The organism is Solwaraspora sp. WMMA2080 (assembly GCF_027497395.1).
Classification (GTDB): Bacteria; Actinomycetota; Actinomycetes; order Mycobacteriales; family Micromonosporaceae; genus Micromonospora_E.
Genome location: NZ_CP114910.1, coordinates 6,444,890 through 6,458,726 on the forward strand (window position 1 = coordinate 6,444,890; position 13,837 = coordinate 6,458,726).

At 71.8% G+C, this 13,837-nt stretch carries 13 protein-coding genes; 11 read left to right on the top strand and 2 right to left on the bottom strand.

The window, feature by feature from the left end; all coding sequences use genetic code 11:
* The first annotated feature begins 2 nt into the window (after window positions 1-2).
* The 11 genes from O7543_RS29565 to O7543_RS29615 are packed head-to-tail and all read left to right on the top strand — an operon-like array spanning window position 3 to window position 11,908.
* On the top strand, window positions 3-1,304 hold the full coding sequence (locus O7543_RS29565; protein ID WP_281550860.1) for a hypothetical protein: 1,302 nt from the start codon (window positions 3-5) through the stop codon (window positions 1,302-1,304).
* Complete coding sequence (locus tag O7543_RS29570) at window positions 1,301-2,083, top strand: LysM peptidoglycan-binding domain-containing protein (RefSeq protein ID WP_281550859.1); 783 nt, start codon at window positions 1,301-1,303, stop codon at window positions 2,081-2,083. The genes O7543_RS29565 and O7543_RS29570 overlap by 4 nt, the downstream gene beginning before the upstream one ends.
* Before the next feature lie 15 nt (window positions 2,084-2,098).
* A complete protein-coding gene (locus O7543_RS29575) occupies window positions 2,099-3,154 on the top strand; it encodes a contractile injection system protein, VgrG/Pvc8 family (protein ID WP_281555651.1) in 1,056 nt (351 codons plus the stop codon).
* Entirely contained in the window at window positions 3,151-3,795 is a 645-nt protein-coding gene (locus O7543_RS29580; protein ID WP_281550858.1) for a phage baseplate assembly protein V, read from the top strand. The genes O7543_RS29575 and O7543_RS29580 overlap by 4 nt, the downstream gene beginning before the upstream one ends.
* Before the next feature lie 17 nt (window positions 3,796-3,812).
* Entirely contained in the window at window positions 3,813-4,211 is a 399-nt protein-coding gene (locus O7543_RS29585; RefSeq protein ID WP_281550857.1) for a PAAR domain-containing protein, read from the top strand.
* Window positions 4,208-4,609 (top strand): GPW/gp25 family protein, encoded by a 402-nt coding sequence (locus tag O7543_RS29590; RefSeq protein ID WP_281550856.1) that lies wholly within the window; start codon window positions 4,208-4,210, stop codon window positions 4,607-4,609. The genes O7543_RS29585 and O7543_RS29590 overlap by 4 nt, the downstream gene beginning before the upstream one ends.
* Complete coding sequence (locus tag O7543_RS29595; RefSeq protein ID WP_281550855.1) at window positions 4,606-8,151, top strand: putative baseplate assembly protein; 3,546 nt, start codon at window positions 4,606-4,608, stop codon at window positions 8,149-8,151. The genes O7543_RS29590 and O7543_RS29595 overlap by 4 nt, the downstream gene beginning before the upstream one ends.
* Window positions 8,148-9,134 (top strand): hypothetical protein, encoded by a 987-nt coding sequence (locus O7543_RS29600; protein ID WP_281550854.1) that lies wholly within the window; start codon window positions 8,148-8,150, stop codon window positions 9,132-9,134. Before O7543_RS29595 ends, O7543_RS29600 begins: the two co-directional genes overlap by 4 nt.
* A complete protein-coding gene (locus tag O7543_RS29605; RefSeq protein WP_281550853.1) occupies window positions 9,131-9,757 on the top strand; it encodes a phage tail protein in 627 nt (208 codons plus the stop codon). The genes O7543_RS29600 and O7543_RS29605 overlap by 4 nt, the downstream gene beginning before the upstream one ends.
* A 16-nt stretch (window positions 9,758-9,773) precedes the next feature.
* Entirely contained in the window at window positions 9,774-11,594 is a 1,821-nt protein-coding gene (locus O7543_RS29610) for a hypothetical protein (protein WP_281550852.1), read from the top strand.
* A gap of 29 nt (window positions 11,595-11,623) precedes the next feature.
* Window positions 11,624-11,908 carry a hypothetical protein gene (locus O7543_RS29615; protein ID WP_281550851.1) on the top strand — a complete coding sequence of 95 codons (285 nt, stop codon included), beginning with the start codon at window positions 11,624-11,626 and terminating at the stop codon, window positions 11,906-11,908.
* Here O7543_RS29615 and O7543_RS29620 read toward each other — a convergent pair whose 3' ends face one another.
* Together O7543_RS29620 and O7543_RS29625 are read right to left on the bottom strand one after the other, a co-directional pair.
* Window positions 11,909-13,006, bottom strand: a complete 1,098-nt coding sequence (locus O7543_RS29620; protein WP_281550850.1) for a prenyltransferase — start codon at window positions 13,004-13,006, stop codon at window positions 11,909-11,911.
* 176 nt (window positions 13,007-13,182) lie between these two features.
* Window positions 13,183-13,833, bottom strand: a complete 651-nt coding sequence (locus tag O7543_RS29625; RefSeq protein ID WP_281550849.1) for an acVLRF1 family peptidyl-tRNA hydrolase — start codon at window positions 13,831-13,833, stop codon at window positions 13,183-13,185.
* Window positions 13,834-13,837: the final 4 nt, after the last annotated feature.

Below are 13,837 nucleotides of genomic sequence, written 5' to 3' on the forward strand. Positions count from 1 at the left end.
GGATGAACGACGACGACACGACCTTCGACGCGGCGCTGGTCCACCGGCTGTCCCGGCCGGCCCGGCGGCCCGGACTGGTCGACCTGGGCCAGGCCCGATCCGTGCTCACCCGCCACCACACCATGCCGGCGGGGCTGCCGCTGGCCGAGGTCGCCGCGCGCTACGTCGACGTGGCTGCGCAGCAGCACGCCGGGCCGGCGGCGCCCATCGTGTACGCGCGACCCGCGCCCCCGCCGTCCGTCGGGCCTGCCCCGGTCGGCGCCCGGACGGCAGGCCCGGCTGCTCGGGCCGCCACCCCCGCCGGTACGGCGACGGTGGCGGCCGGACCGGCACCGACGGAGACCGGGCCAACCGCCCCGGTGGACCCTGTACCGGTCGTGGTCGCCCGCCGCCCCTCCGTCGACGACCGCCCCTCCGTTGACGGCCGCCCGTCCGGCCCGGCCGGCGGACCGCCCGTCGGCGCGTCCGGCCCGCTGGTACCGGCGCGTCCGGCCGCCGAGCCGAACCCGGTGTGGACCGCGGCCGGTTCCGCAGTCGCCGGCCGGCCCACGCCGCCGGTGACCTCCCTGCCCGCCGCCGGCCGGCCGCTGACGATCCAACGCAAGGCGGTCGCCGCGACCCTGTCCACCGGTGGTCCGGGGGCCGGCCCCGCAGGACGGCCGGCATCGACTGGCCTGGCTGCTGCGACGGGCGCCCCGGGCGTGACGGCCCGGCCGCGCCCGACCGCCGTGCCGGGGCCGGCGGTCACCGACCCGGCCGACTGGAGCGAGTTGACCGGTGCCCCGGGCCGAGCCGCCAGTGGACCTCATCTGACCTTCCGCGTCCCGGCAGCGCCGGACCGCCCCGCCCGGCCGGCAGCCGGAGTGCCGTCCGTCGCCCGACAGCGGCCGCCTGCCAGCGCCCCGGTCCAGGTGGTCACCGCGCGGCCGCCGGCGGCCCGACCGGTGCCACAGCTTCCGCTGTCCGCGGTGGCTGCTGTCGCGCCGGTCCACCCGGTCCCTGGCATCGTCGGCGTACCGTCGGTGGCCGGTAGGCCGTCCCACCCGTCGATGGTCGGCCCCGCGCGAGCGGCGACCGGGCATCGCGCTGTCGGTGCCGGCGGCCGCGGACCCGGTGCGCCTGACGTCGGCGGGCAGCGGCCGGGCGCTCCGGTGGTCGATCCGCCCCGTCCCGACCGTGGCGTGCCGCAGCTGCCTGTTCAGCCGGCCCCGCGGGTCGACGTCGGGCAGGTCACCGAACAGGTGCACGGCCGGATCATGCGCCGGTTGGCCGTCGAGGCGGAGCGTCGGGGGGTGCGGCGGTGAGCCTCAACAAGGCGGGTCTGGCCAACGCGCTGCTCGGGTTCGGCCCCGGTGGCGGAGGACTGCAGAAACTGACCATCGCCCACGACGGCGCGGATTTTGATCGCAACGGCCCGATCGAGGCGCTGTTCAATCCACACGAGATCACCCGGTCGCGGTCGGTCAGCTGGTACGCGCACGAGAGCGCCGGCAAGGGCAGCGCGTGGACGTGGAGCGGGCTGCAGCAGGAGTTCGCGGCCATGCAGCCCGCGACGCTGTCGCTCGAGCTGTTCTTCGACACCTACGAGTCGAGAGCGGAGTCGTCCATGTGGGCCCGGGCCACCTCGATGGTGACACCACCCAATCCGTTCCAGACCGGCGACGCGACCGACGTGACCGTGCTGACCGGCCGGGTGTCCCGGCTGGCCGAGTTCGACAAGGAGTTGCACCGGCCGCCGTTGTGCACCCTGTCCTGGGGTGCCTTCGCCGACATCTTCACCGGCGTGCTCACCCAGATCAGCGAACGGTTCACCATGTTCCTGCCCGACGGCACGCCGGTGCGGGCGACCGTTTCGTGCAGCTTTGTGGAGTCGCTCACCGACGCGCAGCTCAAGGAGCGTGAGCTGCACTCGTCCGACGTGCACAAGACGTGGGTGGTGCGGCGCAACGACACGTTGCACAGCATCGCCGCCGCCGAGTACCGGGATCCGCGCCTGTGGCGGCACATCGCCTCGGCCAACGGCATCGTCAACCCCCGTGACCTGCGTCCCGGCACGGTGCTGACCATCCCGCGGTTGAGCTGAGCGGAGAACCAGGTGATGCAGACTGCCGAGTCGGGGCCGGACTTCGAGATCCGGTGCGGTGGCCGGCGCCTGCCGCCGGAAGCCCACAAGGACGTGGAGTCGGTGACCGTGCTGGAGGACCTGAACGCGCTGAGCATGTTCACCGTGACGTTGAAGAACTGGGACGCGGACCGGCTCGCGGTGACCTGGTCGGACTCGACGCTGTTCGCGGTCGGCACCGAGGTGCGGATCGCACTCGGGTATGTGAAGGACCTGCACCTGGCGATCATCGGGGAGATCACCAGCCTGGAGCCGTCGTTTGTGGAGGGCCGTCCGCCGATGCTGACCGTCCGGGGCTACGACCTGCGTCACCGGTTGGCCCGCCGGCAGCGGACCAGGACCTTCACCCGGACCAGGGACAGCGCCATCGCCCGCCAGTTGGCCGAGGCGGCCGGTCTGCGTGCCGACGTGACCGACACCGGCACCGATCTCGACTACGTGCTGCAGAACAATGAGACCGATCTGGAGTTCCTGCAGCGGCGGGCGGGACTGATCGGGTACGAGATCCATGTACGGGACAAGGTGCTGACCTTCCGGCCGCCGCAGCACGGCCGGTCACCGGCGGCGAAGCTGCACGTCGGTGACGACATCTCCCAGTTCACCCCCCGGCTGCGCACGATGGGCCAGATGGCCGAGCATTCCGTGCGGGGCTGGGACGTGACCGGTAAGAAGGCCGTCGTCGCCGTGGCCGGCTCCGGTCCCGGACCCACCACGACGGGCGCGGTGACCGGCCCCCGGCAGGTCGGCCGGGTCTTCGGCAGGACCAGGTCGACCAGGGTGGACCTGTCGGCACCGAACCAGGCCCGTGCCGACGAGCTCGCCCGGGGGCAGTTCGACGACCTGGCGTTGAGCTACGTCACCGGCGAGGCCGAGTGCGGTGGACAACCTCGGCTGCACGCCGGTGAGGTGGTGCGGATCGAGGGGGCGGGCGCGACGTTCAGCGGCGACTACTACGTCGTCTCCGTCAGCCATGCGGTGACCGCCGCGCACGGCTACCGGTCCAGCCTCGAAGTACGGAGGAACGCGGCGTGACGGACGTCTACCACCAGTTGGTCGGTCGGGAGCCGGCCTACCCGGACGGGCGGTACCACGGGGTGGTGATCGGTATCGTCACCAACAACAGCGACCCGGACGGTCTGGCGCGGGTCAAGGTGGCGCTGCCCTGGCTGGCCGACGACGTCGAGACCGACTGGGCGCGGGTGGCCTCGCCGATGGCCGGCCCCGGCCGCGGCTGCTACTTCCTGCCCGAGGTCGGCGACGAGGTCCTGGTCGCCTTCGAACACGGCAACCCGGAGATCCCCTACGTCGTCGGAGGGTTGTGGAACGGCAGGGACGCCCCACCGGTCGACAACGGCGACGGCAACAACGACGTACGGGTGATGGTCTCCCGCAGCAAGCACGTGATCCGGCTGATCGACACCAAGCAGGACGAGCGGATCGAGATCGTCGACGGCAGCGGCAGGAACAGCATCGTCATCAGCACGAAGGACAACCAGATCACCGTCACCGCCGACGCGGACGTGGTGATCTCCGCCGGCGGCCGGTTGCGGCTGGCCGGCGCGGGCGTCGAGATCACCTCCACGGCCGATGTCAAGGTCGAGGCGAAATCCGCGCTCGCGGTGAAGTCCAGCGGCCAGCTGGACATCAAGGGCAGCCAGGTCAACATCAACTGAATGGGGGGTGAGATCACATGGGACAGTTCGCGGCGAAGCAGGGTGACCGGGTCAACGCGACCGACATCCACGTCGTCATGGTGCCCGGGGCACCCGCGCCGACTCCTACACCGTTGCCGCATCCCTTCACCGGGATCATCAACGGCGGGCTGAGCGCCGATGTCAAGATCATGGGGAAGCCGGCGGCGGTGGCCGGCTCCACCGCCGAGAACACCCCGGCGCACGTACCCACCGCGCCCGGCACGTCGTTTCAGAAACAGCCGTCGAACACGGCCACCCTCGAAGGCGGCAGCGCGACCGTGAGGATCAACGGAAAGCCGGCGATCAGGTCCGGTGACCTCGCGTCGACCTGCAACGATCCGCAGGACCTGCCCAGCGGCGCGGTCCTGGCCACGGGTACGGTGACGATCGGGTGACCAGCGCGGTGAACCACGGATTCCTCGGCACCGGCTGGGCGTTCCCACTCGGCTACGAGCCGGGGCAGGGCATCCGGCTCAGCGACGACGGCGCGGCCCTGATCCGCCAGTCGATCGGGCTCATCCTCGGCACCGCGCCCGGTGAGCGGGTGATGCGGCCGGACTTCGGCTGCGGCATCCACGACCTCGTGTTCGACGTCAACGACGTCGGCACCGCCGGGCGGATCAGCCGGTCGGTGCGGGAGGCACTGGCCCGCTGGGAACCACGGATCGACGTGCTGGACGTCTATGCCGCACCCGACCCCGACGACCGGCGCCGCCTACTCATCGAAATCAACTACCAGGTGCGTTCGACCAACAGCCGGTTCAATCTCGTCTACCCCTTCTACCTGGCATGACCGGACAGCCCCCACCCATCGACCCCCGCGACCGCGAGGCGCTCGCCGCGCAGACCGCCGCGCTGGCGACCCGGTACAGCGGCTGGCGGCCGCCCACCGACGGGCGGCGGGACGCCGGTCAGGCGCTGATCGGCATCTTCGCCCGCTACGCCGAACTGGTGGTGCAGCGGCTGAACCAGGTGCCGGAACGTGACTACCTTGCGTTTCTCAACCTGATCGGGACCCGGCCGGCGCCGCCGCGTCCGGCCCGCGTGCCGCTCACCTTCGCTCTGGCCCAGGGCAGCCAGACCGAAGCGGTGGTCCCGGCCGGCACTCAGGTCGCGGCCACCCCGCGCGACGGCGAGGACGACGAGGTCGTCTTCGAGACCGTGACCGATCTGGTGGTCACCCCGGCCCAGTTGCGGACCGTACTGGTCGACGACGCACCGCAGGACGCCTACGCCGACCGCAGCGCCCCGGCCACCGGCCAGCGGGACGAGCCGTTCGACGCCTTCAACGGCGATCAGCCGGTGCCGCACCGGTTCTTCGTGGCCTGTGACCCGGTTCTCGCCGCCGAGGGAACCAAGACGGTCACCCTGGCACTGACCGCCTCGCACGCCGCCCTGCTCGCCGAGTGGCCGATCTCCTGGGCCTACTGGGACGGCGCCCGGTGGCATCCGGTCGAGGCCGGGACGACGCTGTGGGACGGTGCCTGGATGGTGACGTTGGTCGATCTGCCGCCACTGCCTGCGTACGATGTGGACGGCACCACCGCCGGTTGGCTGCGCGCGCAGCTCGACATGCCGATGCCGCAGCCGGTCTCCGGGCTGGCGCTCGACGCCGTCGCGTCCGGCCGTCGGACCCCGCAGACCGCCGTCAACGGGTTCTACCCGTTCGGCGAGAGCAGTCAGGTCCGGTGGTGCTACCTCAGCGTCGGTGTGGTGGTCCCCGGCACGGTGGCCCGGCTCGCGGTCACCCTGGCCCGGCCCGGCACGCCCGCCGACCCGGCGACCCCGGTGCGGCTGGTGTGGTCGTACAAGGTCGGCGACGAATGGCGGCGGCTGGGCGAGTCCGGCACCGCGACGGCGGAGTCCGACGGCGACGCCGCCGGGGAACTGGTCGACAGCACGCTCGCGTTCACCGCCGACGGCGAGGTCAGTTTCCGGGTGCCGGCCGACTGGCCGGCCGAGCTGTTCCAGGGACGGCCGGGCCACTGGCTGCGGGCCGAGATCGTCGACCACGGGGCGACGTACGCCATCCTGCCCCGGCTGGCGGCGTTGTCCGTCGGCTACGACTGGGAACTGCCCGTCGTCACCGGCATCGACGCGCGGGTGCAGACGCCACCGGATCCGGTGGCGTTGCCACAGGCCTTCAGCAACACCAGCCCACTGGACGTGACCAAGGACTTCTATCCCTTCGGCGAACAGCCACGGTTCAACGACACCTGCTATCTGGCGTGCCCGGCGAGCCTGGTCTGGCCGGGTGCGGAACTCGTCGTCGACGTGACGCTGACCAACGGGCCGGCCGACCAGGCGGATCCCGTGGTGCCGCCGGTACGCACCGATGGCGACCCACGACTCGTCTGGGAGGCATGGGACGGCGCGGCGTGGCGGGGGGTGATGGTCGACGATCCGCAGTACGCCTTCACCGACAGCGCCACCGTGACGCTCACCCCACCGGACGGGTTCGCGCGCACCGAGGTGAACGGCGTCGAGGCGCACTGGGTGCGGGTCCGGCTGATCGGCGGCGACTACGGGGTCGCGGCCCACTACACCCGCGACGACGACGGAGGCTACGAACTGGTCGACGCCACCTTCGCTCCGCCGGTCGTCACCAGGTTGTCGTGGCGGTCCCGGGCCGGGCTGGCGGCTGCGGTCCCGGCCCAGGCCTGTGTGACCGAGAACGACTTCCGTCTCGTCACTCACCACCGCGACGGTGACGAGCGGTGGCAGATCACCCCCTTCACCCCCAATCCGCACCGGGACCGAGCTCTCTACCTCGGCTTCGACCAGCCGTTCGACAACCGGCCGGTCACGCTCTACCTGCAGGTCGAACCACCGGCACCCGAGGACGTGGTGGCCGACCGGCTGGCCGGCGCCGACCTGACCGACCGGGCCGACCTGGTGTGGGAGTACAGCGGTGCCGACGGTTGGCGGCCGTTGATCGCGGTCGACGAGACCGGGACGCTGGGCGACCGCGGCGTGGTCCGCTTCGTCGGTCCTCCGGACCTGACCGCCCGGGAGTCGTTCGGTCAGCACCGGTGCTGGTTGCGACTGCGACACCGGCGTGGCGGCTTCGCGATCCCACCACGGCTGCGTCGGGTCTCGCCGAACACGACGTGGGCTACGCAGACGACCACCATCACCGGGGAGATCCTCGGATCGGGCCTCGCCGAGGCCGGCCAGCGGCTGGCCACCGCGCAGACACCGGTGCTGGCCGACCAGCGACTCGTCGTCCGCGAGCCGCAGCGGCCGTCACCGGCGGAGGAGGCCGCGCTCGTCGAGGCCGACGGCGCGGGTGCCGTCACGGCCGCCGACGATGCGGGGCAGGTCTGGGTACGCTGGCACGAGGTGACGGACTTCCACCGCTCCGGGCCAGGGGACCGCCACTACACGATAGACGCCGCCACCGGCGAGATCGGATTCGGTGACGGGCAGGCGGGGCAGGTGGTGCCGATCGGGCAGAACAACGTCCGGATCACCTACCGCACGGGCGGCGGCGAGCGGGGCAACCGACCTGCGGACACCATCGCCACGTTGAAGTCCGCGGTTCCCTACCTGGACTCGGTGACCAACCTCGAGCCCGCTTCCGGCGGGTCCGGCTGGGAGCCGATGGAGCGGGTGCGGACACGGGGGCCCAAGGCGCTACGCCACCGTGACCGGGCGGTCACGGTCGACGACTTCGCGGACCTCGCGTTCGAGTCCTCGGCCGAGGTGGCCCGGGCGCAGGCGGTGTCGCCCAGCGGGTTCGATCCGTTCGACCTGTGGCTGGACCCGGACCAACAGCCGGGCGGTGAGCATCAGCAGGCTGACGCAGGTGGGGTCGGGGTCATCGTGGTCCCGTTCTCCACCGCCGCCCGACCGGTGCCCAGCCTGGGTCTGTTGCGTCAGGTGGACCGGCACCTGCGGGCGCGGTGCGCGCCGACCGTCGGCCTGTGGGTGGCCGGCCCGGAGTGGATCGAGGTGACCGTCACCGCCACCGTGGTGGCCGGCGACCCGACGGCCGCCGGGCTGATCCAGGCGCGGGTCGAGCAGGTCCTGGACCGTTTCCTGCATCCGCTGACCGGCGGACCGGACGGCACCGGCTGGGCGTTCGGCCGCAAGCCGCACCGTTCGGACATGTACGCGGCGGTCACAGCAGTCGACGGGGTCGACCATGTCCGCGAACTCGAGGTGGTGCAGGTGGCCCGGTCCGAGTCGCTCGGCGAGCGGTTGGCGGCGGTCCTCGGCCGTTCGCTGGCGCAGGGCGCGGCCGAGCCGGTTGCCGCGGACCTGACCCGGTGGCTGGCACGTGCGCTGGTCTATTCCGGGCGACACCAGATCACCGTGACCCTTCCAGCGTGAGGACCGCCGTGCCGATTCCGTTGCCGAACCTCGACGACCGCGACTACGACGACCTCGTCGGCGAGGCACGGTCGCTCATCCCGGTCCTGCTGCCGGAGTGGACCGATCACAACCCCAGCGACCCCGGCGTCATCCTGGTCGAGATGCTGGCCTGGTTGACCGAGATGCAGCTGTACCAGGTCAACCAGATTCCGCAGAGCCACACCCGGAACTTCCTGCAGCTGCTCAACGGCCCGGAGTGGACACCTCCGACCACCGGTGGGCTCGACGCCGCCGTCCGGCAGAGCCTGGCCGACCTGCATGAGCGCTACCGGGCCGCGACCGCGGACGACTACGAGTACCTGGTCGGCACGGTATGGCCGGCGCAGCGACAGCCCGCCGGGCCGGACCGGGTGCGGCGGGTCCGGTGCGTGGCGGGTCGTGACCTCGCCGGTACGGATCCGGCCGCTGTCGCCCCGGCACACGTCAGCGTCGTCGTCGTCCCGGCGCCGGGTACGGAGACCGACACCCATCCGGTGCCGACCGAGGAGCTGACCACCGAACTGCACGACTTCCTGGCCCCGCGTCGGCTGCTGACCGTACGTCACCATGTCGTCGGCCCGCAGTACGTCGACATCGGGATCTCGGCCGATCTGGCATTGCGCGAGGATGCTCCGCCGACCGAGGCGCTCGCCGACGCTCGGGCCCGGCTGCACCGGTTCTACGACCCGTTCACCGGCGGTACCGGCGGCACCGGCTGGCCCTTCGGACAGGGAGTCCACCCGTCCGAGGTGTATGCGGTACTCGAGCAGTCACCCCTGCTCGACTACATCGAGAACGTCCAGCTCGCCCTGGTCGGCGCCGGTGGTGGCGTCGGTGCCGGTGACACGGGGGGCAGCGTCGCGCTGGACGTGCACCAACTGCCCCGGCTGGCCCGCCTGGACCTGGTCGGCTACGACGGCTACGGCCGGACCTACCCGCCCGGCGGGGAGGGCGCACGATGAGCCGGTACCTCGATCATCTCCCGGTGATGTTCCGGGAGGACCCGTTCGCCGGCCGGTTCCTGCTGGCCTTCGAGGCGATCCTGACCGGCCGCGACGACGTCGAGGGTCTGGAACAGACCATCGGACGTTCGGCCGACTACATCGATCCGGTGCACACCGGTGAGGACTTCCTGCCGTGGCTGGCCGGCTGGGTGGCGTTGAGCCTTCGCGCGGACTGGGACGTGGACACCAAACGCGGCTTTATCCGGGAGGTCGTGCCGTTGTACCGGCAGCGGGGGACCCTGGCCGGGCTGCGCCGGATGCTGGAGATCTACCTGCGCCCGTTGGCCGACCAGGTGACCCGGGAGGACGTGGTGATCCTGGACGGGTACGACACACCCGCCCACTACTTCCAGGTACAGCTGACTCTCGGCGCCGCCGACGGCGACGAGTTGCGCAGGGTGCAGGAGACCGCACGGGCGATCATCGACCGGGAGAAGCCGGCCCACACGTTCTACGCGCTCAAGGTCGTGGTGCCCACGATGCGGCTGGTCTCCGAGGAGCTGAAGGAACGCGAAGGCGGCAAGCCGGAGCGGCTCGTCCTCAACCGCAACACGTTGCTCGGCACGCGCGACTCGACCTGAAACCGGAGGAGGTCCGATGGCGGACTACACCCAACCTGACGTCGTCTCGAAGCGTGTCCGCTTCTTCGACGGGCAGTTCCTGGAGGACCAGGACTTCATCGACGAGCAGAGGTTCCACCTGGACCGTGAGCGTCGGCAGAGCCGGCTGCTGCGGCTCACCGGCGTCAGCGAGGGCCTGGGCCTGGCCGCCGCGGACGAGCCGTTCCGGGTCACGGTGTCCGCGGGGATGGCGGTCGACGCCCTGGGCCGGCACCTCGTCCTGGCAGCCGCCGCCGAACTGCCGCTGGGTACGGCATTCGCCAACCAGCAGAACGTCGAGGTACGCCTGGCCTACCAGGAGTCCGCGACGGACGTGGGACAGACCGGGGACGGCGGTGTCGGCGCCCGGCGTTGGGAGGAACGTCCGAAGGTGGTGGTGGTCGCCCCGAACGGGACGACGGCGGTCGCTCCCGCCGAGGCGGAGCCCGATCTGGACGGGCCGACGGTGCTGCTCGGTCGAATCACGGTGGCCGACAACGGCGACGTCGCGGTGCACGGCACCACCGCCGAGCTGTCCAGTCTGTCGATGACGGGCGGCATCGGTGTCGGTGTCGCCGCCGGCACCGGTCTCGACGTGGGCGACTTCGATCACCAGGACCGGCATCTGACGTTCCGGGTCGCCGCCGACGACCAGCACCGCAGCGGGGTCCGGTTCTGGGCCGGCGCGACCAACCAGGGATTCTCCGTGGAGTACGACGGACGGTCAGCGGCCGGACGCGGCCTGCACGTGCGAACCCACGAATCGGACGCGGACGGAACGACCAGGCTCTTCATCGGCACCGACGGACATGTCGGCGTGGGCACCGCCGACCCGCGGGACACCGCCGGTTGGGGGCGGGTGGTCGATGTGGTCGGTACCGGGAGCACCAGGCTGTCGGTACGTACGGCGAACGTGGACGGTCGGGTGACGGCGCACGACGGGGGCGTGTTCGGTGCGCCGCCGGGGATGGTCGTCGGCACCGCGACCGGCAGCCCGCTGACCCTCGTCACCGGTCAGGCCGCCCGGCTGAGTATCAACGCCGCCGGGCACGTCGGCATCGGTACCGCCGATCTGTCGGGCGCATTCGGTTGGGGGCGGGTGGTCGATGTGGTCGGTACCGGGAGCACCAAGCTGTCGGTACGTACGGCGAAGGTGGACGGTTGGGCGATGGCGCACGACGCGGGGATGTTCGGTGCGCCGGCGGGGATGATCGTGGGGACCGGGACGGCGAGCGCGTTGACGCTGGTCACCAACCAGGCTGCCCGACTCAACATCAACACGGCCGGCCAGATCGGGGTCGGCACCGTCGCCGTCGCCGGGCATCAGCTGGCGGTCCGGGCCGAGCACCGGCATCTGCTGTTGCGCCGGGAGGCGGGCGAGGTCCAGCCGGGACGGAAGCTCGTCTTCCTGGAGTTGCAGCAGGCCGACACGACCCCGCCGACCGTGTCGCCCACGACGCTCGCCATCCGGTTCCACCACGGCGGCCGGTACGCGTACCAGCTCGAAGTGGACCCGGCCGGTTTTCACTTCCGGGCCGCTGACGGCGAGCCCCGTAGCATCCACGCCGGGCAGGTGACCGCGCAGACGGTGCGTATCGGTGACGTCGTCGTCGGTGAGCGTGAGCTGAGGATCCTGAGGAAGCTGGCTGACAACGAGCTGGTCTGCAAGCTGCGCAACACCTACTACGACAGCTACATCTGGGACAGTGGCCAGAAGCGTGGCGACAGCCCGTACCGGTACGCCCTCACCTGGATCCCGGGGCAGCCGGTCGCCTCGCACACGAAGACCTTCTGGCAGTTCGAAATCTCCGACCAGTGACAGACGACCCACGACGGGACGGATCAGGTATGCGGGAGCAAGTGGAGCAGCGGGTCGCCGAGCTGGAGGCCGAGTTGCGGGCCGGTCAGCAGATGCTCGCCGAGGTGGAGGCCCGGCGGGCCGACATCCAGCAGACCCTGCTGCGGATCACCGGTGCCATCCAGGTGCTCAACGAGTTGCTGGCTGTCGGGCCGTCGGCCGGGCCGGTCGCCGCCGGCACCGCGACGGACGCGGTCGGCACCCCGGCGGCCACCGCCGGCACCGGCACGGCCCCGGGGGCGGTGCCGGACCGGCTGGTGCCCCAGCCGCTGTGATCAGCGGCGGTCGGCCGGGGCGCTGGTCGGGCGGGTCCGCCCGACCAGCCACAGCCGGTGGGCGAACAGGCCCACGTATCCGGCGAGGACCGCGCCGAGCAGGGTGAGCGCGCCGCCGTCGGCGCCGGTGCGGGCCGCGTCGAGCAGGACGCCGAGCATCGCCGCGCCGACGATCAGCGAGACGTGGTTGGAGGCCCAGAAGACCACCGGGGTCATCCGTCGCGGGTCGAGGTCGCGCATGTCGCCCCGGCACAGCCGCAGCACCAGCCAGCCGGAGATCGCCGCGGTCGCCGTCATCGGTGCCCAGACCAGCCAGGGTACCCAGCCGGCGAGGGCGGAGCCGGTCAGCGCGGCGTAGGCGACCGGTTGGGCGGTGACGATGACGCGTACCGCCCGGCCGTAGCCGATGATGACCGGGATCGTGCGCTTGCCGACCTGCTTGTCGGAGCGGCGGTCGCCGAGGTTCATCACCATCATCCGTACGGTCTGCAGCAGCGCGGTCGGAGCGAGGACCACCAGCAGCAGGACCGGCACGGTGCCGGTCTGCAGCAGCACAGCGACAATCGGCCACAGCCCGTTGAGGATCGCCGCGACGGTCACCTCACCCAGGCCGCGGTAGTTGAACCGGCCGGGCGGCGCGGTGTAGAACCAGGCCAGCACGACGGCGGCGGTGGCGGCCAACCGGGTCGGCCAGTCCGGCATCGCGACGATCATCAACTGTGCCACGGCGGCCAGGACGAATGCGGTGCCCAACGCCACCACCGGTGGCACCAGCCCGTCGACGAGTGCCCGGCTGCCGCCGGTCCACGGGGTGAAGTAGACGTTGGCCCGGTCGGCCGCGAGGTCGAAGTACTCGTTGCAGTAGTGCGTCATCAGGTGGACCGTCCAGGCGAACAGTTGCGCCAGGACGTACCAGCCGAGGTGCAGCGGATAGCCCTGGTGCACCGAGACCGCCACCGCGAGCCCCACCGGGAGCAGGTTGTAGAGCAGGAAGCGCAGCCGGGCCAGCCGGATGAACCCGTGCCAGTCGGTCCGGCCGGTCTGGTCGGCGCGTTCCCCGACCGGCGGGTCGGTGGTCGGTCGGCTCGTCACAGTCATCGTCGGGCACGCCTTCTGTAGTCGGGTCGTCACCCGATCCTGGTGGAAAAGTGTTACCGGACGGGACCAATGGATGTAGACCCTGGTAAATGTCCCAGGTTGCCGCCCGACGTGGCGGTCGGCGAGGTACGTTCGGCGCAACGGCCATTGTGGGCGACGAGCGGGCGGCGTCCGGCTTACGGCACCAGGTGGATGCGGACTCGGCGGGCGGCGACTGCGGCGTCCTGCAGTACGGCGAGCCGTGGCTCGGGGCAGTCCAGCAGGTGCGGGTGGCGCAGCGGCAGCAACGGTGCCAGCCGCCGGTCGGCGAGGACCGCGTCGACCATCAACCGGTCGCCGCCGCAGACCAGTGCGCCGATCGGCTCCTCGGCGTCGGCGGTGCCGTACGGCAGCAGCACCCGGGCCACGACGTCGGCGGCCCGGTTGGCCGCCGCCGTCGCCTGGTTGTCGCGCCGCCGGGCGTACCGCTGCTGTGATTGCCCGCCGGCGGCGGTGCGTCCCTGCACATAGTGCCGCTCCACCTTGGACACGACGACGGCGGTGCCGTCGACGACACCGGCCGCCACCGCACCCTTGCGGGCCAGCAGCAGGCCGATGCGCGGCGGCCGGATCAGTGCGGTGAGCAGACCGTCGACGTCGTTGATCCCGTCGAAGCCGGGCGGCGGGTGCAGGGTCGCCGTGTCGCCGTTGCTGGCCCCGGTCAGGGTCAGGCTGTCCTCGGCGGCGCCGTCGTGCCGGCCGTAGAAGCCGTCCAGCCAGCCCCGCAGACGCTCCGGGGAGATCTCCACCCACCGGCCGCCGCCGGCCGCCGGCCGCGCTCCGCGCATCCGC

Coding starts and splice junctions, on each gene's coding strand:
- O7543_RS29565 (WP_281550860.1), top strand. CDS start 3: ATGAACGACGACGACACGACCTTCGACGCGGCGCTGGTCCACCGGCTG.
- O7543_RS29575 (WP_281555651.1), top strand. CDS start 2,099: ATGCAGACTGCCGAGTCGGGGCCGGACTTCGAGATCCGGTGCGGTGGC.
- O7543_RS29585 (WP_281550857.1), top strand. CDS start 3,813: ATGGGACAGTTCGCGGCGAAGCAGGGTGACCGGGTCAACGCGACCGAC.
- O7543_RS29595 (WP_281550855.1), top strand. CDS start 4,606: ATGACCGGACAGCCCCCACCCATCGACCCCCGCGACCGCGAGGCGCTC.
- O7543_RS29605 (WP_281550853.1), top strand. CDS start 9,131: ATGAGCCGGTACCTCGATCATCTCCCGGTGATGTTCCGGGAGGACCCG.
- O7543_RS29610 (WP_281550852.1), top strand. CDS start 9,774: ATGGCGGACTACACCCAACCTGACGTCGTCTCGAAGCGTGTCCGCTTC.
- O7543_RS29615 (WP_281550851.1), top strand. CDS start 11,624: ATGCGGGAGCAAGTGGAGCAGCGGGTCGCCGAGCTGGAGGCCGAGTTG.
- O7543_RS29620 (WP_281550850.1), bottom strand. CDS start 13,006: ATGACTGTGACGAGCCGACCGACCACCGACCCGCCGGTCGGGGAACGC.
- O7543_RS29625 (WP_281550849.1), bottom strand. CDS start 13,833: ATGCGCGGAGCGCGGCCGGCGGCCGGCGGCGGCCGGTGGGTGGAGATC.